At 61.8% G+C, this 19282-nt stretch carries 21 protein-coding genes; 5 read left to right on the top strand and 16 right to left on the bottom strand.

What is annotated here, in order from left to right; translation table 11 throughout:
• Positions 1 to 6: 6 nt before the first annotated feature.
• Positions 7 to 726: a Crp/Fnr family transcriptional regulator gene (locus AC097L_RS18905; RefSeq protein ID WP_479588265.1), complete on the bottom strand. Its 720-nt coding sequence runs from the start codon at positions 724 to 726 to the stop codon at positions 7 to 9.
• A 337-nt stretch (positions 727 to 1063) separates the two neighbouring features.
• Between AC097L_RS18905 and AC097L_RS18910 the strand changes: the two genes are divergently transcribed.
• Positions 1064 to 3208 (top strand): hypothetical protein, encoded by a 2145-nt coding sequence (locus AC097L_RS18910; RefSeq protein ID WP_479588266.1) that lies wholly within the window; start codon positions 1064 to 1066, stop codon positions 3206 to 3208.
• 229 nt (positions 3209 to 3437) lie between these two features.
• Here AC097L_RS18910 and AC097L_RS18915 read toward each other — a convergent pair whose 3' ends face one another.
• From AC097L_RS18915 to lexA, 3 genes are all read right to left on the bottom strand, one after another.
• A complete protein-coding gene (locus AC097L_RS18915) occupies positions 3438 to 4445 on the bottom strand; it encodes a D-2-hydroxyacid dehydrogenase family protein (protein WP_479588267.1) in 1008 nt (335 codons plus the stop codon).
• Between the two features lie 72 nt (positions 4446 to 4517).
• On the bottom strand, positions 4518 to 4892 hold the full coding sequence (locus tag AC097L_RS18920; RefSeq protein WP_479588268.1) for a hypothetical protein: 375 nt from the start codon (positions 4890 to 4892) through the stop codon (positions 4518 to 4520).
• Positions 4893 to 5048: 156 nt separating this feature from the next.
• On the bottom strand, positions 5049 to 5723 hold the full coding sequence (gene lexA / locus AC097L_RS18925) for a transcriptional repressor LexA (protein ID WP_479588269.1): 675 nt from the start codon (positions 5721 to 5723) through the stop codon (positions 5049 to 5051).
• Positions 5724 to 5809: 86 nt separating this feature from the next.
• On the opposite strand from lexA, the gene AC097L_RS18930 reads away from it, so the two are divergent.
• Positions 5810 to 6817, top strand: a complete 1008-nt coding sequence (locus AC097L_RS18930) for an asparaginase (protein WP_479588270.1) — start codon at positions 5810 to 5812, stop codon at positions 6815 to 6817.
• Between the two features lie 48 nt (positions 6818 to 6865).
• Here AC097L_RS18930 and adk read toward each other — a convergent pair whose 3' ends face one another.
• From adk to AC097L_RS18960, 6 genes are all read right to left on the bottom strand, one after another.
• Positions 6866 to 7522, bottom strand: a complete 657-nt coding sequence (gene adk / locus AC097L_RS18935; protein WP_479588271.1) for an adenylate kinase — start codon at positions 7520 to 7522, stop codon at positions 6866 to 6868.
• A 103-nt stretch (positions 7523 to 7625) separates the two neighbouring features.
• The gene (kdsB, locus tag AC097L_RS18940) at positions 7626 to 8381 is read right to left on the bottom strand and encodes a 3-deoxy-manno-octulosonate cytidylyltransferase (RefSeq protein ID WP_479588272.1); all 756 of its coding nucleotides are present in this window, start codon (positions 8379 to 8381) and stop codon (positions 7626 to 7628) included.
• A 4-nt stretch (positions 8382 to 8385) separates the two neighbouring features.
• A complete protein-coding gene (locus AC097L_RS18945; protein ID WP_295954268.1) occupies positions 8386 to 8568 on the bottom strand; it encodes a Trm112 family protein in 183 nt (60 codons plus the stop codon).
• 9 nt (positions 8569 to 8577) lie between these two features.
• Positions 8578 to 9570, bottom strand: a complete 993-nt coding sequence (gene lpxK, locus AC097L_RS18950; protein WP_479588273.1) for a tetraacyldisaccharide 4'-kinase — start codon at positions 9568 to 9570, stop codon at positions 8578 to 8580.
• 1 nt (position 9571) lies between these two features.
• Positions 9572 to 10000 carry an ExbD/TolR family protein gene (locus AC097L_RS18955; RefSeq protein WP_479588274.1) on the bottom strand — a complete coding sequence of 143 codons (429 nt, stop codon included), beginning with the start codon at positions 9998 to 10000 and terminating at the stop codon, positions 9572 to 9574.
• Positions 10001 to 10019: 19 nt separating this feature from the next.
• Complete coding sequence (locus AC097L_RS18960) at positions 10020 to 10652, bottom strand: MotA/TolQ/ExbB proton channel family protein (protein ID WP_479588275.1); 633 nt, start codon at positions 10650 to 10652, stop codon at positions 10020 to 10022.
• Between the two features lie 409 nt (positions 10653 to 11061).
• Between AC097L_RS18960 and xseA the strand changes: the two genes are divergently transcribed.
• Together xseA and AC097L_RS18970 are read left to right on the top strand one after the other, a co-directional pair.
• Complete coding sequence (xseA, locus tag AC097L_RS18965; RefSeq protein ID WP_479588276.1) at positions 11062 to 12393, top strand: exodeoxyribonuclease VII large subunit; 1332 nt, start codon at positions 11062 to 11064, stop codon at positions 12391 to 12393.
• Between the two features lie 54 nt (positions 12394 to 12447).
• The gene (locus tag AC097L_RS18970; protein ID WP_479588277.1) at positions 12448 to 13029 is read left to right on the top strand and encodes a Fe-Mn family superoxide dismutase; all 582 of its coding nucleotides are present in this window, start codon (positions 12448 to 12450) and stop codon (positions 13027 to 13029) included.
• 41 nt (positions 13030 to 13070) lie between these two features.
• Here AC097L_RS18970 and AC097L_RS18975 read toward each other — a convergent pair whose 3' ends face one another.
• Positions 13071 to 13532, bottom strand: a complete 462-nt coding sequence (locus AC097L_RS18975; RefSeq protein ID WP_479588278.1) for a DUF192 domain-containing protein — start codon at positions 13530 to 13532, stop codon at positions 13071 to 13073.
• Between the two features lie 156 nt (positions 13533 to 13688).
• Here AC097L_RS18975 and icd point away from each other — a divergent pair, with 156 nt between their 5' ends.
• The gene (gene icd, locus AC097L_RS18980) at positions 13689 to 14948 is read left to right on the top strand and encodes an NADP-dependent isocitrate dehydrogenase (protein WP_479588328.1); all 1260 of its coding nucleotides are present in this window, start codon (positions 13689 to 13691) and stop codon (positions 14946 to 14948) included.
• Positions 14949 to 15124: 176 nt separating this feature from the next.
• Here icd and AC097L_RS18985 read toward each other — a convergent pair whose 3' ends face one another.
• From AC097L_RS18985 to AC097L_RS19005, 5 genes are read right to left on the bottom strand one after another with little or no spacing between them, the layout of a single operon-like run.
• Entirely contained in the window at positions 15125 to 16066 is a 942-nt protein-coding gene (locus tag AC097L_RS18985) for an NAD-dependent epimerase/dehydratase family protein (RefSeq protein WP_479588279.1), read from the bottom strand.
• Positions 16066 to 17064 (bottom strand): fumarylacetoacetate hydrolase family protein, encoded by a 999-nt coding sequence (locus AC097L_RS18990; protein WP_479588280.1) that lies wholly within the window; start codon positions 17062 to 17064, stop codon positions 16066 to 16068. Before AC097L_RS18990 ends, AC097L_RS18985 begins: the two co-directional genes overlap by 1 nt.
• 11 nt (positions 17065 to 17075) lie before the next feature.
• Positions 17076 to 17885 (bottom strand): cyclase family protein, encoded by an 810-nt coding sequence (locus AC097L_RS18995; RefSeq protein WP_479588281.1) that lies wholly within the window; start codon positions 17883 to 17885, stop codon positions 17076 to 17078.
• Positions 17886 to 17897: 12 nt separating this feature from the next.
• On the bottom strand, positions 17898 to 18695 hold the full coding sequence (locus AC097L_RS19000; protein WP_479588282.1) for an SDR family NAD(P)-dependent oxidoreductase: 798 nt from the start codon (positions 18693 to 18695) through the stop codon (positions 17898 to 17900).
• Positions 18695 to 19273, bottom strand: coding sequence for a cupin domain-containing protein (locus AC097L_RS19005; protein WP_479588283.1), 579 nt, complete (start codon positions 19271 to 19273; stop codon positions 18695 to 18697). The genes AC097L_RS19000 and AC097L_RS19005 overlap by 1 nt, the downstream gene beginning before the upstream one ends.
• Between the last annotated feature and the right edge of the window lie 9 nt (positions 19274 to 19282).

Raw genomic sequence — 19282 nt, forward strand, 5'->3', positions numbered from 1 at the left:
GGCGGCTCAGTGGTCTGCGTCCACGATGCGCAGCAGCGCCGTGCGGTCGCGGATCATCAGACCCGCGGTTTCGATGCCGATCACGTCGTCGCGCTCCATCGCTTTCAGTTCCTGGTTGACCCGCTGGCGCGAAGCCCCTAGCAGCTGTGCCAGCTCTTCCTGGGCCAGCTGCAGGCTGATGCGGATCTCGTTGGCGTTGGCCAGGTTGGGGATGCCGTAGCTGCGCGCCAGGTGCAACAGTTGCTTTGCCAGCCGGGCGCGCAAGGGCAGGGTGTTCAGGTCTTCCACCAGACCAAACAGTTGCCGGATGCGCCGTGCCTGCAGCCGCAACATGGCTTCGTACAGTTCTGTGTGCGTGGCGAGTATCTTTTTGAAGTCGGCCTTGGCCACGCACAACAAGGTGGTGTCGCCATGGGCGTAGGCATCGTGGGTGCGGCGGTCACCGTCAAAGATGGCGATATCGCCAAACCAGGTGCCGGGCTCCATGTAAGTCAGCGTGATTTGCTTGCCCGAGAGCGAGGTGGAGCTCACCCGTACCGCGCCTTTGGCGCAGGCCACCCATTCCTCGGGCGGCTCGCCACGGGCGGCAATCAGGCCATTGTCCTGGTAGCGCTTGACGTAGGCGCAACGCAGGATGTCGTGCCGCAACGACGGCGAAAGAGATGCAAACCAGTGCCCTGCATTGATGGCCGCGCGTTCTTCAATCGTTAGGATGGGTTCGTCCATGGGCTTTGTCTCATCTGTCTCTGGTGTGTCTAGGGTGTCTGGTGGGCTGCACATTGTCATCCCACGGTCATGCTTGCAACGCACAAACACACAAAGTATGTCACCTGGGTGTCTGGCCAGGCCAGTGGCTTCGTACCCACAATCTCTGCAGATAGCCCGATAATTGCCGTTGTTCAATTGATCACATGCTGAAATCCAATGGTATGGTGTGTCTGAACACCCTCAAACGTAATAAATTGCAGTGAAACTACGCAACACCCTTCTTGGCTCGACCCTCTTGGTCGCCGCATTTGGTAGCTCAGCCCTGTCTCTCGGACGCGCGAGGGGCGCTGTGGTGTTGGGCCAGCCTCTTGACTTGGCGGTCGATGTTCGTCTCGACTCCAGCGATGACACGGGCAGTGCCTGTTTTGAAGCCGACGTGTTCCATGGTGACGGCCAAGTGGCCCCCAATCGTGTGCGGGTCATCGTGGTGGGTGGTGGGCAAGGGCAAGACGCCGTGGTGCGGATCCGTTCTTCCGCCGTGGTGGACGAGCCTGTGGTGGGGGTGGTGCTGCGCTCCATATGCGGCCAGAAAACCTCGCGCCGGTACGATTTTTTAACCGACTTTCCCGTGGAAACGCGTGCCGCGGCCGTGCCCACCATCATTCCTGCCACCGTTACTGCGCAGAACGCAGCGCCCGTGGCGGACGCGCCGTCGGCGGCCCCTGCTCCAGCGCCCGTGGCGGCACCGCGTTCCGCACCGATTCGCAGTGCTGCCAATCCCGCTCCGGTGGTGCGTGCACCCCGGCCGGCCCCGGTGTCCAAGCCCATCGTGGCCAAAGAGCCCAAAGAGCCCAAAGAGCCCAAAGAAACCGTGGCCGTACCAAAACCGATAGTCGCCAAGGTCGAAACCAAAGCCGAGGCACCCGATAACAAACCCCGCTTGAAGCTGGAGTCGCCCGAGACGCCCGACGAGCGGCTGGTGCAGCTCAAACCTGCCAGCGATGTGGTGCTGGCCCCTACCGACGATCCGCAAAAGCGCGAAGCTGCTGCTGCTGCCTGGCGCGAACTGAACCACCTGCCGGTGGAAAACCCCCAGGAAAAACAGCGTTTGCTGGCCCTGGAGGCCGAGTCCAAAACACTCAAGGCCTTGTTGGCAAAAAGTGAAGCCGACTTCAAGTTGCGCCTCGACAAGCTGGAAAACAACCGCTACAGCGAGAGCTTTGTGTACAGCCTGCTGGGCTTGCTCTTGGCCGCGATTGCCGCAGCCGCTTTCTTTTGGAACCGTGCCCGCCAACGCATTCACACGGTAACCACCGACTGGTCGCACCATGGCGAGCCCAGTGCCGAAGAGCTGGGCCGCACCGCGCCTATGAGCCGCCCGGCATCGTTGGCATCGCAGTTGCCACCCAACACCTTGCCTGGCCCCAACCACGATGCCGATGTCGACGAGTCGCTGTTTGACGACCTGAAGAAGTTGACGGCGGTGACCATGCCCGCCAAGCCATTCCCGCCCGTGGCCCGCTCTGGTGTCACTGCGATGCCAGCACGCAGCATTTACCCAGAAGATTTTCTGGACGTGCAGCAGCATGCTGACTTTTTTGTCTCGCTGGGCCAATACGACCAGGCGATCGAGGTATTGAAAAAGAGCATCCAAGACAGCGCCGATGCCAGCCCCTTGGCCTATTTGGAGCTGCTCAAGATTTACCACACGCTGGGCCGCCAGGCGGAATACCAGCAGCAGCGTGATGTGTTCAACCGCATCTTCAATAGCCAAATACCCGAATTCCCCGCATTCACCCAAGAAGGTCAGAGCCTGGAAGGCTACCCTGCGGTGCTGCGCAGTATCGAGAGCCAGTGGGGCACGCCCAAGGTGCTGGAATTCATCGAAGCCTGCCTGTTCCGCGATACGGCTGTCAACGCTGCTAGTGCAGGCAAGCCATTTGACCTGGCCGCCTACCGCGAACTTCTGCTGCTCTACGCGATGGCCCTGGGCACAGTTCGCCAAGCGGATGGCTCTTTGTATGCGGCTGTGCCGAAGGTCCGCACCGCGCGCATCAGCCGCCCCCAAGAGTTGGAGTTGGACGTATCCAAGCCCGCGCCTTTGGAGGTTTCGGCTCCGCGCGAAACCTCGTTCACCCAACCGATGTTGTTGATGTCGGAGATGGCTCCGTTGGAAGCGCAAGACACCCATCCAGAGCCTTTGGTGCCGTCGTACCGCGCACCGCTGGATTTGGACCTGGACTTGAACCTGGACTTCTCGAATTCTGAGTTGATGGCGATGCAAGAGCTGCCAGCCGTGCCAGCCGTGGTGGCTCCCCCCGTACCTGCACGCTTGGACCTGGATCTTGACTTGGATCTGGATCTAGCAGCATCCCTGTCCAGCCCGGCCGCTGCACCTGCGCCTATCCCACCGGTGATTCCCGTCATCGACAGCAACATGCTGGAGTTCGACCTGTTCGATCCCAAGGTCGAAGCCAAGATTTCGCCTAAAAAAGGCTGACTCCCCAGGCTGCGCTGCGTTACGCCAACCCCCTTGAAGGGGGCGATACCAGTCGCTCGGCAAAGCCGATTCCACGGTACTTATGGAATGCTTGCGTTGTGGCTGTGGGTTGGTTTATAAAATTGAAAAAACGGCCAAAAAACCTGTGCTTTTTGGTCGTTTGCGTTTGAAGCGTCTGCGCAAGCTGCTATCAAATAATTTTCAAAATAGATAGCAATAGCTACGTGGCTTAACGCCGAACCTGCAAGGCCGCTGGATTGACGATGTTGGTCGGCGTGCCCTTGATAAAGTTCAGTACATTGTCAAAAGCCGCGTTGAAGTACAACTCGTAGCTGTTTTGCTCCACATAGCCGATATGCGGGGTGCAGATGCAATTCTCTAGCCGCAGCAGGGCGTGGCCTTGCAAAATCGGCTCGCTCTCGAATACGTCAATCGCCGCCATGCCGGGATGGCCCCGGTTCAGGCCGGCCAGCAGTGCGTCAGGCTCGATCAGCTCGGCCCGCGAGGTGTTGACCAGCAGGGAGGTGGGCTTCATGCGCGACAGGTCTTCCAGGGTGACGATGCCACGGGTTTCCTCGTTCAGCCGCAGGTGTAGCGACAGCACGTCCGATTGCGCAAACAGGGCTTCCTTGCTGTCCACCACTTCCACCCCGTCGGCCAACGCCCGGGTGCGCGAGGTGTCGCGGCCCCAGACCAACACCTTCATGCCGAAGGCGCGCGCGTAGGTGGTGACGATCTGGCCGATGCGGCCATAGCCCCAGATGCCCATGGTTTTGCCCTTGAGCACGGTACCCATGCCGAAGTTGGGCGGCATGGACGCAGTCTTCATGCCCGACTGCTGCCAGACCCCGTGCTTGAGGTTACTGATGTACTGTGGCAAGCGCCGGGACGCAGCCAAAATCAGTGCCCACGTCAGCTCGGCCGGGGCGGTAGGCGAGCCCACACCCTCGGCCACGGCAATACCGCGCTCGGTACAGGCGGTGACATCCACATGGGCACCGATACGCCCGGTTTGCGCGATCATCTTGAGGCGCGGCAGTTTTTCGATCACCGCGCGGTTGAGCTGGGTACGCTCGCGGATCAGCACGATGATGTCGGCATCCTTCAGCCGCACCGACAACTGGCCCAGCCCCTTGACGGTATTGGTGTAGACCTTGGCGGCGTAGGGTTCCAGCTTGGTGGCGCAGTCGAGTTTGCGCACGGCATCTTGGTAGTCGTCGAGGATCACAATGTTCATGCCCTGATTGTGCCTTGGTGCTGGAGACTGCTTGCGGTGGTCTTGTGGGCCGACAGCAGGTGGGGCTTGGTTTTATTGCAGCACTGCGCCGCCGCGGGGCGCGGATTCCAGGGCGGCCATCCGCTCTAGTTCAGCGCAGACATCGGCCATGCGGCCCGAGATGCGCATGCGCCCGGCACTGGCGTTCGACTGGGGCGTGTCGATGACCCGTAGCACCCGTACCGGGCGGCGAGCAACGGCCGGGGGCGGGGTGCTGCAGCTGGGACGGGCGGGCCAGGCGGGTGCCGGGCTGGGGTGGTTGGCACAGTGGGGTGGCCACACGGCAGCAGGGCGTGAAGCCTGGCTGGGGCGCTGGACGGGCTTGTGCGGTGCACTAGCGGTGAGCCAGCCCACCAGACCCTGGAACGAACCCAGTAAACCCGTAGGTGAAAACGATGCGATTCCCATAGGACCTTCCCAACAAGCGGTGTTGAATACGGACGAAACGGTGGCTGTAAACCTGGATTTACGCGGACAGTGGCGGCGGCGGGGCGCTCCCGCATGCTGCTGCGCTTTACACGAAATTACGTTTAGCGCAGTGGCACCATGGCGCAGGTGGCGCGGCTACATCAGCAAAGTGTTGCGGATGAGCCCGACCGCCAAGCCTTCGATGGCGAAGCTTTCTTCCGGGTCGACCACGATGGTGGGGTAGTCGGGGTTTTCGGGCAGCAGCTCGACCAGGTTTTTGGTGCGGCGGTAGCGTTTGACGGTGACATCGTCGCCCAGGCGGGCCACCACGATCTGGCCGTTTTTGGCGTCGGTGGCGGATTGCACGGCCAGCAGGTCGCCGTCGAGGATGCCGATGTCGCGCATGGACATACCGCGCACCTTGAGCAGGTAGTCGGGCTTGTGGCGGAACATGCTGGCTTCGACGTGGTAGGTTTGGTCTACATGTTCCTGCGCCAAAATCGGGGAGCCTGCGGCGACCCGGCCGATCAGGGGCAGGGCGAGCTGGCTCAGCACGTTGTGCAGGCGCGACTCGTTGATGGAGCGCAGGGCTTCGCTTTTGAGGCGGATGCCGCGTGAGGTGCCGCTGACCAGCTCGATGGCACCTTTGCGAGCCAGGGCCTGCAGGTGCTCTTCGGCGGCGTTGGCCGACTTGAAGCCCAAGGTGTTGGCGATTTCGGCCCGGGTGGGCGGCGCGCCGGTACGGGCGATAGCGGACTGGATCAGCTCCAGAATCTGCTGCTGGCGGGCGGTGAGTTTGGCGGGGAAAAATGGAAGAGGGGGCAGATCCATGGGTGACTCCTAGGCGGAAACGAAGTGGCGGGCTGTTTTAATATCCAGTGACTGTATTTTTAACCAGTTTTTGAAAGTTTGCAAGCATGGCGGTGAATTCAAGTTCTTCCAGGATCGTGGTGTTGGGCACGGGGGGCACGATTGCGGGCCGCGCCAGCCGCGCGGGCGACAACCTGGGCTACACCGCGGGCGAAGTGGGTGTGGCGCAGCTGTTGGAGTCGCTGGGCGGCTTTGCGGCCGGGGTGGATCTGGTGGCCGAGCAGGTGGCGCAGGTGGACAGCAAGGACATGGGCTTTGCCCTGTGGCAGCAGTTGGCGACATGCTGCGACCACTGGCTGGCGCAGGCCGACGTGGCGGGCATTGTCATCACCCACGGCACCGACACGCTGGAGGAAACCGCGTATTTTCTGCAGGCGGTGCTGAACCCGGCCAAGCCGGTGGTGCTGACCTGCGCCATGCGCCCGGCCACGGCCCTGGTGCCCGACGGGCCGCAGAACCTGCTGGATGCCGTGGCGGTGGCTGCCACCCCGGGCGCACGCGGCGTGGTGGCGGTGTGCGCGGGCAACATCCACAGCGCGCGCGATGTGCAAAAGGTACACAGCTACAAGGTGGATGCGTTTGCCTCGGGCGATGCGGGGCTGGTCGGGCTGGTGGAGGAGGGCCGGGTACGTCTGTTGCGGCCCTGGCCATCGGCGGTAGATTTTTATGAAGAAAATCGACCTCTAGCGCAGGTTCTATCTACACAAGTAGCTATCAAAAGTGTAGTTCTGGGTGGTACGTCTGCCAGCGGCTGGCCGCGGGTGGAGATCGTGCTGAACTATGCCGGGGCCAGCGGTTTGCTGGTGGATGCGCTGGTGGCCCAGGGCGTGCAGGGTATGGTGGTGGCCGGCACTGGCAACGGTACGCTGCATGTGGAGCTAGAGGCGGCTTTGCTGCGGGCCATGGCGCATGGGGTGCGGGTGCTGCGTTCTACGCGCTGCGTGTTCGGCCGGGTGCTGGGACTGGGCTCGGACGCGATCCCCGATGCGCAGGGCTTGTCGCCGGTCAAGGCGCGGATTGCCTTGCTGCTGGAGCTTTTGGCCCCGCAGGCGTAAAAAAGCCGCCTAGCATCACGCCGGGCGGCTTTTTAGAGGCGTTGAAGCTCAGGCTGCCAGTGCGGCAAAGGCCCTGGAGGTGATTTCGTCGACGCTACCGGTGCCGCTGATGGCGCGGTACTTGGGGGCAGCGTGGGGTTCGTTGCGGGCCCAGCTGGAGTAGTAATCGACCAAGGGGCGGGTCTGGGCGCTGTACACCTCGAGTCGCTTGCGCACGGTTTCTTCCTGGTCGTCGGGGCGCTGGACCAGGGGCTCGCCGGTGATGTCATCAATACCCTCGACTTTGGGCGGGTTGAACTTGACGTGGTAAGTGCGGCCCGATGCCGGGTGCGAGCGGCGGCCGCTCATGCGTTCGATGATGGCATCGAAGGGCACGTCGATTTCCAGCACGTAGTCGAGCTTGACACCGGCGGCCTTCATCGCGTCGGCCTGGGGCAGGGTACGGGGGAAGCCGTCGAACAGGCAGCCGTTGGCGCAGTCGGGCTGGGTCAGGCGCTCCTGGACCAGGTTGATGATCAGGTCGTCGCTGACCAAGCCGCCGGACTTCATCACCGCGTCGGCCTGCAGGCCCAGCGGTGTACCGGCCTTGACGGCTGCGCGCAGCATGTCACCGGTAGAGATTTGCGGGATGCCATATTTTTGGCAGATGAAGGTGGCTTGCGTGCCCTTGCCGGCGCCGGGTGCGCCCAACAAAATGAGTCTCATGGAAATATCCTCGAAGTGTTTAAAACTGCGCGGCGTTGCTGGCGGGCTTGTTGTATGCAGGACCGGCCGCAACGCTTCATTGCGCGTGAGGATACCAGAGGCTTTAGTACAGTTTGCTTACGCGTTCCAGGTCTTCGGGCGTGTCCACACCGGGGCCGGGCGCGTGCTCGGTAACGTGTACTGCGATGCGGTAGCCGTGCCATTGTGCGCGCAGCTGTTCCAGCGCCTCGCTGACCTCGATCGGGGCCTGTGGCAGGGTGGGAAACAGGCGCAAAAATCCGGCGCGGTAAGCGTAAATCCCTATGTGGCGCAGTGGTGCCGGGCTGGGCAGGCTTTGGAAGCTTTTGTCGGCTGTGGCCCCGTCGCGCCACCAGGGGATGGGCGCGCGGCTGAAGTACAGGGCGTGCTGCTGTATATCTAGCACCACTTTGACGACGTTGGGGTTGGTGAAGTCGGCCAGGCAGTCGATGGCGTGGGCGGCGGTGGCCATGCTGGCGCCGGGGCGCTGCTCCAGCAGGCGAGCTACGTCGTTGATCAGGGCGGGGTCGATCAGCGGCTCGTCACCTTGCACGTTGACCACCAGGTCGTCGCCGTCCAGGACCAGCAGGGCGCAGGCCTCGGCCAGGCGGTCGCTGCCGGAGGGGTGGTCGGCGCGGGTCAGCACGGCCTCGATGCCGTGGGCGGCGCAGGCCTCCAGGATGGACGGGCTGTCGGTCACCACCACGCTGCGTTGGGCCTGCGACAGCAGGGCGCGCTGGGCCGTGCGGACCACCATGGGCACGCCGCCTAGCAAAGCCAATGGCTTGTTGGGCAGGCGGGTGGAGGCCAGGCGGGCGGGGATCAGGACGGTGAAGCGCATGGGTTTACAGGCCGAGTTCTTCGTCGCTCAGGGTGCGGGCTTCGTTCTCCAGCAGCACGGGGATGCCGTCGCGCACCGGGTAGGCCAGGCGGGCGCTGCGTGAAGTCAGCTCTTGGCGTTCGCGGTCGTATTGCAGCGGGCCTTTGGTCACGGGGCAGACCAGCAGCTCCAGAAGTTTGCTATCCATGGGGAAATCTCAATCTGTGTGGGGTGTGGATGATATCCAGGGATCCACGCGTTGGTCCAGGGCTTGCCAGAAGCCAGCGTCGATCGCCAACACCAGGGGCACGGCCAGCGCGTCGGGCTGGTGTTGCCATAGTTTGAGCGCATCTTTTTCAGTGCAAATCATGGTCTGGCGCATATTCTGTATGCACTTCCAGCTATCAAAGTTGTAGTGATCGGGTAAGGCCTGTGTTGCCGCAAGCGTTAATCCTGCAGCGCGCAGCATGCTGAAAAAATGCGCTGGCTGGGCGATGGCGGCCACGGCCAGCAAAGATTTGCCTTCCAACGAAGCCAGCGGCACGCGCGTGCCATCGGCCTGCACAGCGTAATCGGCCAGCGTGCGCTGGCCGCGCCAGCCGGAAAATGCCGGGTTCGCGCCGCTGTGCAGCACCAGGTCCACCGGGCGCGGCCAGACTTCGCGCAGGGGGCCAGCGGGCAGCAAAAAACCGTTGCCCACGCCGCGGTCGTCAAAAATACAAATTTCCAGGTCGCGGTGCAGGGCGTAGTGCTGCAGGCCGTCGTCACACACAATGAGCTGGGTGGCTGGGTAGGCGGCCAGCAGGGCTTGTGCGGCCTGCAGGCGCTGGCTGGCTACGAACACCGGCACCTCGCAGCTGCGGTGCACCAGGGCGGGCTCGTCGCCCACCTCTGACGGTAGGCTATCGGGCCGCACTTCACGGCAGTCGGTGCTGCTGCGGCCATAGCCGCGTGAGACCACGCCAACGCGCACGCCACGTACCGTCCAGTGCTGCACCAAGGCCATCACCACCGGGGTTTTGCCCGAGCCACCCGCGACGACATTGCCGACGACGATGACCGGAACGGGCACGCGGCCCGATTTTTTGAGATGCAGGCGGTACAGCAGCCTGCGCAGTCGAACCAGTAGTCTGTAGAACAGCGACAAAGGCCACAGCAGCCAAGCCTGCCAGCCGCGCCGCTGCCAGATGCGCAGCAAGGCCTGCTCCATGCTATTTGGGCGTGGCCTGGGTGGCAAAGGTGATCTGGTTCAGGTTGGCACGGCGGGCGGCTTCCATCACGGTGATGACCGACTGGTGGGTGGCACTGGCATCGGCGCTGATGATGACGACCATGTCTTTGCTGCTACTGCCGTTGGTATTTGCCGCGTTGACCAGGGCCAGGGACAGGGCTTCAATGCTGCGGCCATCGACCGGGCCCTTGTTGATGGCGTAGCGGCCGTCGCTGCTGACAGCGACGATGATTTCCTTGGGGTAGTCGCGCTGGGCATCGGTGTTGGCCACGGGCAGGGTGATCTGCAGTTCGGTGAACTTGCTGTAGGTGGTGGACAGCATCAAAAAGATCAGCACCACCAGCAGCACGTCGATGAACGGGATGAGGTTGATCTCGGGCTCTTCCTGGCGGCGGTGGCGAAAGTTCATGGGGAGTGCCCTCGCGGTGTTACGGGCGCTTGCGCACGGCGTTCAGGTGGCGGGCAAACTGGTCGGCAGCCAGTTCCAGGGTCAGCAGGTATTCGTCTACCCGGGCCCGGAAGTAGCGCCAGAAGATCAGCGACGGAATCGCCACGATCAAACCAAAGGCGGTGTTGTACAGCGCCACCGAGATGCCGTGGGCCAGTTGCGCCGGGTTGCCACCCATGCCGCCGCCATTGCCCTGCGAGCCAAAGATGTCGATCATGCCGATTACCGTGCCCAGCAGGCCCAGCAAGGGGGCGGCCGAGGCGATGGTGGCCAGGGCGCTGAGGTATTTCTCCAGCTTGTGCGCCACCGCGCGACCGGCGCTTTCCATGGCGGCACGTACATCCTCGTCGCTGCACTTGGGGTGGGTGTTGAGCACCCGCAGGCCGCTGGCCAGCACTTCGCCCAGGCTGGAGTTTTGCGCCAGCTGGTTGACGATACCAGGGGCAGGAATGCTGGTTTGCGAGACCGTCAGCACCTCGTTGAGCAGCTTGGGCGGCACAATTTTGGAAGTTTTGAGGCTCAGAAAGCGCTCAATCACCAGGGCCATGGCCAGGATGGAGCAGGCAACCAAGGGCCAAATCGGCCAGCCTGCGGCTTGTATGATCGAAAACAATATAGCTTCTCCGCACGCACCTGCGGGCTTCGCCAGCGGGGTGCCAGCGGGGCCAACAAGTTGTTTCAAGTTGATAGATGCATGTCGATTATGGCTTAGCCGCCCCGGTGCCTGCCGCTTTGTTCCATCCGTTGTGCGGGCCCACAGTTCACCCACATTTCCTGTGGATAACTTTGTGAAGAACTTAGCCGTGACCGCTGCAAATCCAGCGCCCATGCGGGCTTATGACACTTCGATGAAAAATTAAGCAGAAAAATTAAGCAGAAAAATTCCAATTGAAATCAAGCACTTACCACAATAAATCAGCTTTCTTGAGAATGCCCTGGGTGTTTTTGGGCAGTTTGGAGACCAAGTCCGCGCCTGTGGAGCACTCCGTATCCGAATGTCGCTTTTGGGCGCGCCAACACTGATGGTCGGCCACCCAAACCCAGCATCGGTGCCGCAAATCTGGCCAGTTGGTGCGCTGTGCCGCGCCATTGCTGACACTTTGGAGGCGCGCTTCAATCCTGTCGCGGTGCGCGGGGAGATTTCGGGCTTCTCGCGCGCATCTAGCGGGCATTGCTACTTCAACCTCAAGGACGGACAAGGCCAAATCCGCTGTGCCATGTTCCGCCGCGCCGCCAGTTTGCTGGACTTTGCGCCGCGCGACGGCGAGCTGGTCGAGGTGCGGGGCCGTCTGGGCGTGTACGAGCCGCGGGGCGATTTACAACTGGTTGTGGAGAGCATGGGCCGGGCCGGGCAAGGGGCCTTGTTCGAACAGTTCTTGCGGCTCAAGGCGCAGCTGGAGGCCGAGGGCCTGTTCGACCCGGCCCGCAAGCGTCCGCTGCCGCTGCTGCCGCGTGGCATCGGCGTGGTTACGTCCCTGGGGGCCGCGGCTTTGCATGACGTGGTGGCGGCCTTGCAGCGCCGCGTGCCGCACATCCCGGTGGTGCTGGCCCCGGCCTTGGTGCAGGGTGCCGCGGCACCGGGCGAGCTGGTGAAGGCGCTATTAAATCTATACCAGTATGCGCAGGCAGAATCTACGCAAGAGGCCGATTTGATGCCTAAAAATGGCGTGCACATCGACCTGATCCTGCTGGTGCGCGGCGGCGGCTCACTGGAGGATTTGTGGGGCTTTAACGACGAGCAACTGGCCCGCACTATTCGCCGCAGCCCGGTACCCGTTGTTAGTGGGGTGGGGCACGAGACCGACTTCACGATTGCCGACTTTGTGGCCGACCTGCGCGCCCCTACGCCCACCGCAGCCGCCGAGCTGGCAGCCCAGCCGCGCGAGGTCTGGCTGGGAGCCTTGGGCCTGGCCGGGCAGCGCCTGCAAGATGCCGTGACGCGCCAGCTCGACACCCAGGCCCAGCGGCTGGACAGCGCGGCCCAGCGCCTGGGCCGTCCGTCTGGCCTGGTGGCGCGCCAGCAGTGGAAGCTGGGCCAGCAGGCGCAGCGGCTGCGGTACGCGGCGCTATCGAATATGCAGCGCAAGGCCATGGTGCTGTCTGCGCTAGAAGCTAATTTGCCTGTTAAATTAAAAACGGCGATGGAGCAGCAGCACGCGCGTCTGGACCGGGCAGGCCGCAGCCTGGCTTTGCTCGACCCGCTGCTGGTGCTGCAACGCGGCTACGCCTTGCTACGCACAGCCGAGGGCACACCCCTGACCAGCGTGCGGCAGGCGACGCCTGGACAGGCTGCAACGGCCGTCTTGGCCGATGGTGAGGTTGATCTCCATGTCCTACAGACGCGACGCAATTAGTTCCTACAATTGGTCCGTTAGACACACAACCACCACCCACCCACGAGGAAAAATATGGAACATACCCTGCCAGCACTGCCTTACGCGATCGACGCTTTGGCCCCTGCCTACTCGCAAGAAACCCTGGAGTTTCACCATGGCAAGCACCACAACGCGTACGTGGTCAACCTCAACAACCTGCAAAAGGGTACCGAGTTTGAAGCGCTGTCGTTGGAAGAAATCATCAAGAAGTCCAGCGGCGGCATCTATAACAATTCTGCCCAGATCTGGAACCACACCTTCTTCTGGAACTGCATGAAGCCCCAGGGCGGCGGCGAACCCACCGGCGCGCTGGCTGCCGCCATTAACGCCAAGTTCGGCTCCTACGCTGAATTCAAGGCCGCTTTCGTCAAGTCCGCCGTGGGCAACTTCGGTTCCGGCTGGACCTGGCTGGTGAAAAAGCCTGACGGCACGGTAGACATCGTCAACACGGGTGCTGCCGGTACACCCCTGACCACCGCCGACAAGGCCCTGCTGACCGTGGACGTGTGGGAGCACGCCTACTACATCGATTACCGCAATATGCGTCCCAAGTTTGTCGAAACCTTCCTCGACAAGCTGGTGAACTGGGAATTCGCGGAAAAGAACTTCGCTTAAGTTCCAGTCCCCACAAAAAAGCCCGTCTTGGACGGGCTTTTTTATTTGGCCGCGTCAAACGGCTTGCCGCCGAGCTTGCTGCCCGCCTTGATGCCTTTCTTGGCAAACCAGCCGACGTTCATCTCCAGCACGTAACGCACCGGTTTGGCCGAGCAATGCGAGTCGGTGGTTTGTGGCTTCATGTCGGCCAGGTTGACAATGACCCCATGATCATCTACGAAGGCTGCCGTTAACGGCAGGATGGTGTTTTTCATCCAGAAGCACTGGGTGCCTGGCTGCTCAAACACAAACAGCATGCCCTCTTGCTGCGGCATCTCGCGGCGAAACATCAGGCCGATTTCGCGCTGCTCGGGGGTCAGGGCCAACTGGGTGTCGATCTGGTAGATGCCCGCCGTCAGCGCGGTGCGGGGAAGGTTCATTTGCGGGCCTTCCTGGGCCAGAGCCAGGGTGGATGCCCCGACCAGCGATAGCACCAACACGGCGTGGGAGAGGTTTTTATGCATGGCTAGGCGTTTTGTGAAATAAAAGGATTTTGGCAGCACTGCGGCACCTATTCGCTTACTTTACGAGGGGTTGACGGATTGCCGGGTTACAAGCCTGCGACAGCACAAAGTTAAACTTGATTGGCTATCCATTTTTCGCCATCCCCCGGAGCTCCCATTTCCATGTACCAGCACATCACCATCCCCGCTGAAGGCACAAAAATCACTGTCAACGCGGATTTTTCCCTGAACGTGCCCGACCAGCCCATCATCCCCTTCATCGAAGGCGATGGCACGGGCCAGGACATCACGCCGGTGATGCTGAAGGTGGTGGACGCCGCCGTGGCAAAGGCCTATGGCGGCCAGAAAAAGATCCATTGGATGGAGGTTTTTGCCGGTGAAAAGTCCACCAAGGTCTACGGCCCCGACGAATGGCTGCCCAAGGAAACTCTGGATGCCATCAAAGACTATGTGGTGTCCATCAAGGGGCCGCTGACCACGCCTGTGGGTGGCGGCATCCGCTCGCTCAACGTGGCCCTGCGCCAGGAGCTGGACCTGTATGTCTGCCTGCGCCCGGTGCAGTACTTTGACGGCGTGCCCTCGCCGGTGAAAGAGCCGCACAAAACCGACATGGTGATCTTCCGCGAGAACTCCGAAGACATCTACGCCGGGATCGAGTTTGAAGCAGAGTCCGACAAGGCCAAGAAGCTGATCAAGTTTTTGCAAGAAGAAATGGGTGTCAAGAAAATCCGCTTCCCCAACACCTCCGGTATCGGCGTGAAGCCCGTGTCGCGTGAAGGCACCGAGCGCCTGGTACGCAAGGCCCTGCAATACACCATCGACAACGACAAGCCCAACCTGACCATCGTGCACAAGGGCAACATCATGAAGTTCACCGAAGGCGGCTTCCGGGACTGGGCCTACGCGCTGGCCCAAAAGGAGTTTGGTGCCGAGCTGATCGACGGCGGTCCGTGGATGCGTTTCAAGAACCCCAAGTCGGGCAAGGAAATCGTCGTCAAGGATGTAATTGCCGATGCGTTCTTGCAGCAAATCTTGCTGCGCCCGGCCGAATACAGTGTGATTGCCACGCTGAATTTGAACGGCGACTACATCTCTGACGCGCTGGCCGCCCAGGTGGGCGGCATCGGCATTGCACCGGGTGCCAATATGTCGGATTCTGTGGCCTGTTTTGAAGCCACCCACGGCACCGCGCCCAAGTATGCAGGCAAGGACTACGTGAACCCCGGTTCCGAAATTTTGTCGGCCGAAATGATGCTGCGCCACATGGGCTGGCTCGAAGCCGCCGACCTGATCATCGCGTCCATGAAGCGCTCCATCGCCAGCAAAAAGGTCACTTATGACTTTGCCCGGCTAATGGAGGGCGCGACGCAGGTGAGCTGCTCGGGCTTTGGTGAGGTGATGATCGAAAATATGTGATCGCGTACAAAGGCCGCTAAAGGCCTACAAAAAAGAGCCCCAAGTGATTGATTTACTTGGGGTTTTTTGTTGTCTACGTACAAGGGCTGCTAAGGACTGCTAAATCTTTTGGAGCCGTAAGTCAGCTTATACGGACATTACGGCACCCAGCAATGGTGTTCTGACAGGCTATTGGGTTAACCGTGAATTACCCGATGCACCAGCATATCGACCGTGCCGTCATGGATAAATCCTTGCGCCACCGCTTGCGGGGTTTGTAGTGGCGGATAGGATGCGAATAAGCGTTCAATGTGGGCATCGGGCGCGTACGCAATAAGCGCCTTGCGCCCATCCCCAAAACGCGCTGCCAGGGCGGCCACTACCTGCGCCACGGACAGATGCAGCGCTGGCATTTGGAAAACGCGGCGTGCGTCCAGTGGCAGAGTATCCATGCAGGCGGCATGCAGCAGGTTATCCACACAGGCCCCTACCGAGATCCACCAGGCCGTGCCCGCAGCCGGCACCGGCACGGTCAGCGACTCACCCGCCTGCATGCGCCAAAATACTTGGCTCATGAAAGCCGACAACAAGCCCGCACCGTCTCCTGGGCGTGCCACCACACCGGGCACACGCAGCGAGCAGCCTTCTATCCAGCCCAGCCGCGTGGCATCGGCTACCAGCGCTTCACCAATGAGTTTGTGGGTACCGTAGGTGAGTGCAGGAGTGGGCGCAGTGGCTTCATCCACCACGGACGGCAAATGGGCACCGTACACCGCCACCGTGCTGGCAAACACAAACCGGGGCGGCTGGGGCTGGCTGCGCAGGTCTTCCAGCAGGCTCAGAGTGGCATCCAGGTTGATGCTGCGGCCCAATGCGTAATCGCGCTCGGCCAGACCGCCAGGGCAACTGGCCAGGTGGAACACCACGTCCACCGGGGCGGTCAATGCTTTTGCGCGTGCGGCCGGGTCGGCAATGTTGCCCGGGAAATGGGCCACACGGGCATCGGTGGGCGGGGTGGAAAATACCAGGTCCATCAGACCCAACGAGGCTACCGGTTGGCCTCCCAGGCCGTCGTTTAACAGCCGTTGCACCAGTGCGTGGCCAATGAAACCGGCGGCCCCGGTTACGATTACGCGCATCAGCGGGCACTCCGGTCGGCCATGGGCACGATCTGCTGGTCGATGCTGCCGAACGGCCCGGCGCTGCCGTCGTCGAATAGGGCCTGCATGCGAACCCGTTCACCAAAACGCAGGAAGGGCGTGCTGGCAGCACCTCGGTCGATCATCTCGATCACGCGACGCTCGGCCAGGCAGGCCGAACCGGCAGCGCGGTCCACGTTCGAGACCGTGCCTGAGCCTACGATGCAGCCTGCGCTCAAGCGCCTGGTGCGTGCGGCATGCGCTACCAATTCGCCAAAGTTGAAGTGCATCTCGCGGCCATGCGGCTCGCCAAAACGCTCGCCGTTGCGTTCGACCTGCAGATGCATGTGCACACGCCCGTTTTGCCAGGCGGAGCCCAGCTCGTCCGGTGTCACCGCCACCGGTGCAAAGGCCGTGGAGGGCTTGGCCTGCAAAAATCCGAAGCCGGTTTTCATCTCGTGCGGCCCCAGTGCACGCAAGCTCCAGTCGTTGATCTGCACCACCAACCGCACCGCGGCCAGAGCCTGGGCAGGGGACGCGGCCATCGGTACAGGCCCGACCACCACGCCGAACTCGCCTTCAAAGTCGATGCCGTCAGCCTCGCTGGGCAGTGGTACGTCCGTGTACGGACCCAGAAAATCGTCGCTGGCCCCCTGGTACATCACGGGAACCGTGTCCATTTTTGGCATCGGCGGCGTGTTGAACGCACGCTCCATCAGCTGCATGTGGTTCAGGAAAGCCGAGCCGTCCAGCCACTGCGGACTGCGCGGCAATGGCGCCAGGCACTGCCGTGGATCGAAGTCAAATGCATCCGTAGTTGCACCCTGGTTGAGCGCATCGCTCAAGGCCTGTAGATCCGGCGCGACCTGGTCCCAGCGCTGCAAGGCCTCCAGCAAATTCGGAGCGATAGCCGTGGCATCCCGTGCGCGGGTATGGTCACGCGAAACGATGACAAGGCGGCCGTCCAGTTGTCCATTGGGGAGTGTGGCGAATTGCATATTGTTCCCGTTCAGCGCGGCAAAGCCATCAAGGCATCGTCAAAAATCGCCACGGCCCGCGTCCAGCCAGCGGAGCCACGACGCACCTTGTGCGGAAAGCAGCTGATGAAGAAGCCGTGGCCGGGCAAGGCTTCGAGGTTGTGCAGTTTTTCCAGATGGCAGTAGCCGATGTCGCGCCCGGCTTTGTGGCCTTCCCAGATCAGGGCCTTGTTGCCGGTTTCGGCTATCTTCTTAGCGGTGTAGGCAAACGGTGCGTCCCAGCTCCAGGCATCGGTGCCAGTCAGGCGCACACCGCGCTCCAGCAGGTACATGGTGGCCTCGTAGCCCATGCCGCAGCCGGCGGAAACGAAGTCACCGTAGCCATAGCGCGAACCCGCGCGGGTGTTGACTACCACGATGTCCAGTGGCGTAAGCGTATGGCCTATGCGTGTCAGCTCGTCGGCTACGTCGGCCGCAGTGGCGACGTAGCCGTCAGGGAAATGCCGAAAGTCTAGCTTTACGCCAGGCTGGAAGCACCATTGCAGCGGTACCTCGTCAATGGTGATAGAGGGTTTTTGTGCGCCATTTTTTGCATCCATCGTCGAATGGAAATGGTAGGGCGCATCGAGGTGAGTGCCGCTGTGGGTGGTCATGGTCACCCATTCGGCAGCAGCCGCTTCGCCGTCAGGGTAATCTTCAGCCGTGGTGCCGGGGATCATGGCCATGAATTCAGACAAGGTGTCCTGGTGTTTTTGGTAAGTGATCTTGGGGGCTAACGGGGGCGGATCGGAGAGGACCTCGTTTTCCAGGTAAATGGACAGGTCGATAAATTGTCGTGTCATATTTTTTAAGTCTCAGTTGCCGTCAGATACCAAAGTGCCACCATCCACCACCAGGTTTTGGCCGGTAATAAAGCCACCTGCGTTGCTGGCCAACATCACCGCCACGCCCGCAATTTCGTGTGCCTCACCTACCCGGCGCAGGGGGGTCTGCGCCAGGCGGCGCTGCATGAAGTCCGGATTGCCCATCAAGCCGGAGGACAGTGGTGTGCGGACCAGGCCTGGCGAAATGGCGTTCACACGTACCTGCTGCGGCCCCCATTCCACGGCCAGGTTGCGGGCCAGTTGGGCCAGTGCAGCTTTGCTCAGCCCGTACAAGCCAATCGCCTTGTTGCCGCGCAAACCTGCAATGCTGGACATCAAAACAATGCTGCCACCACCGCGCTCGGCCATCTGTGGCGCGAGTCCTGCAGTCAAGCCCATGGCGCTGCGCAGGTTGATGCCCATCACCCGTTCCCAATCGGCACCATCGCACTGGCCAATCGGACCGGCGGGCCCTTGTACACCGGCATTGCAGACCAGTACATCTACTGCACCGCAGCGTGTGATGGCCGTATTGGCCAGGCGGGTTGCCTCGGCGGGCTGTGACAGATCGGCAGCCAGCGCGATGCCGGATACATCTTCAGCCAAGGCCTCGCAGGCGGCCATATCTACATCGGACACGATGACGCAGGCACCCTGCGCCGCCATGGCCTGTGCGATGGCCCGGCCCAGTCCCCCGGTTGCACCAGTCACCAGAACTACTTTGCCCGTGAGATCAAACAACTTCTCAAAGGCCGGGATGTCTGGGGGGAGATCAGACGCTATCGACATCACACCGCATCCAACGTGCTGCGCACAGTGGGTTCATACCGACCATCGACTAGCACGAACAGCATGCGACAGACTTTGCTGGAGCGGTTGGCCCAGGCGTGGTTGGTGCCACGCTGGACGACGACACTGCCGGGCTTGAGTTGCACTTCAGAATCGTCGAGCACCAAGGTGAGTTCCCCCTGGATGACCACGCCGTAGTCCACCGACTCGGTACGGTGCATGAGAGGGTGCGGCGAGTTGCCCTTGACGGTGGAAGCCGCTGCATCGCCAATCTGGGTAAAGGCCGCCTCCATCTGGGACGCGCCATGGGCCAGAAACTCTGCCGTGTCGGGAGGAATATCCACAAAACGGATGCGCGTGCCATGCAGGGGGGGCGGCAGCTTCAGCGGGCCGACGGTGGGGTCAGGCCCGTTATCGACGCGCACAGGCGTGGTGTCGGTGCTCCAGACCTCATGGAATACGGTGCCGGGAATCGCCGCGATTTCGACGACGCTGGGCAGGGAACCTTCGCTGGTGACAACGGCTTTGCCGTATGCATCGTGGCCGGTGACCACGCGGTGGATAGGGGGAAAATTCATGGTGTGTCT

This window comes from Rhodoferax sp. RT5P35 (assembly GCF_056521385.1).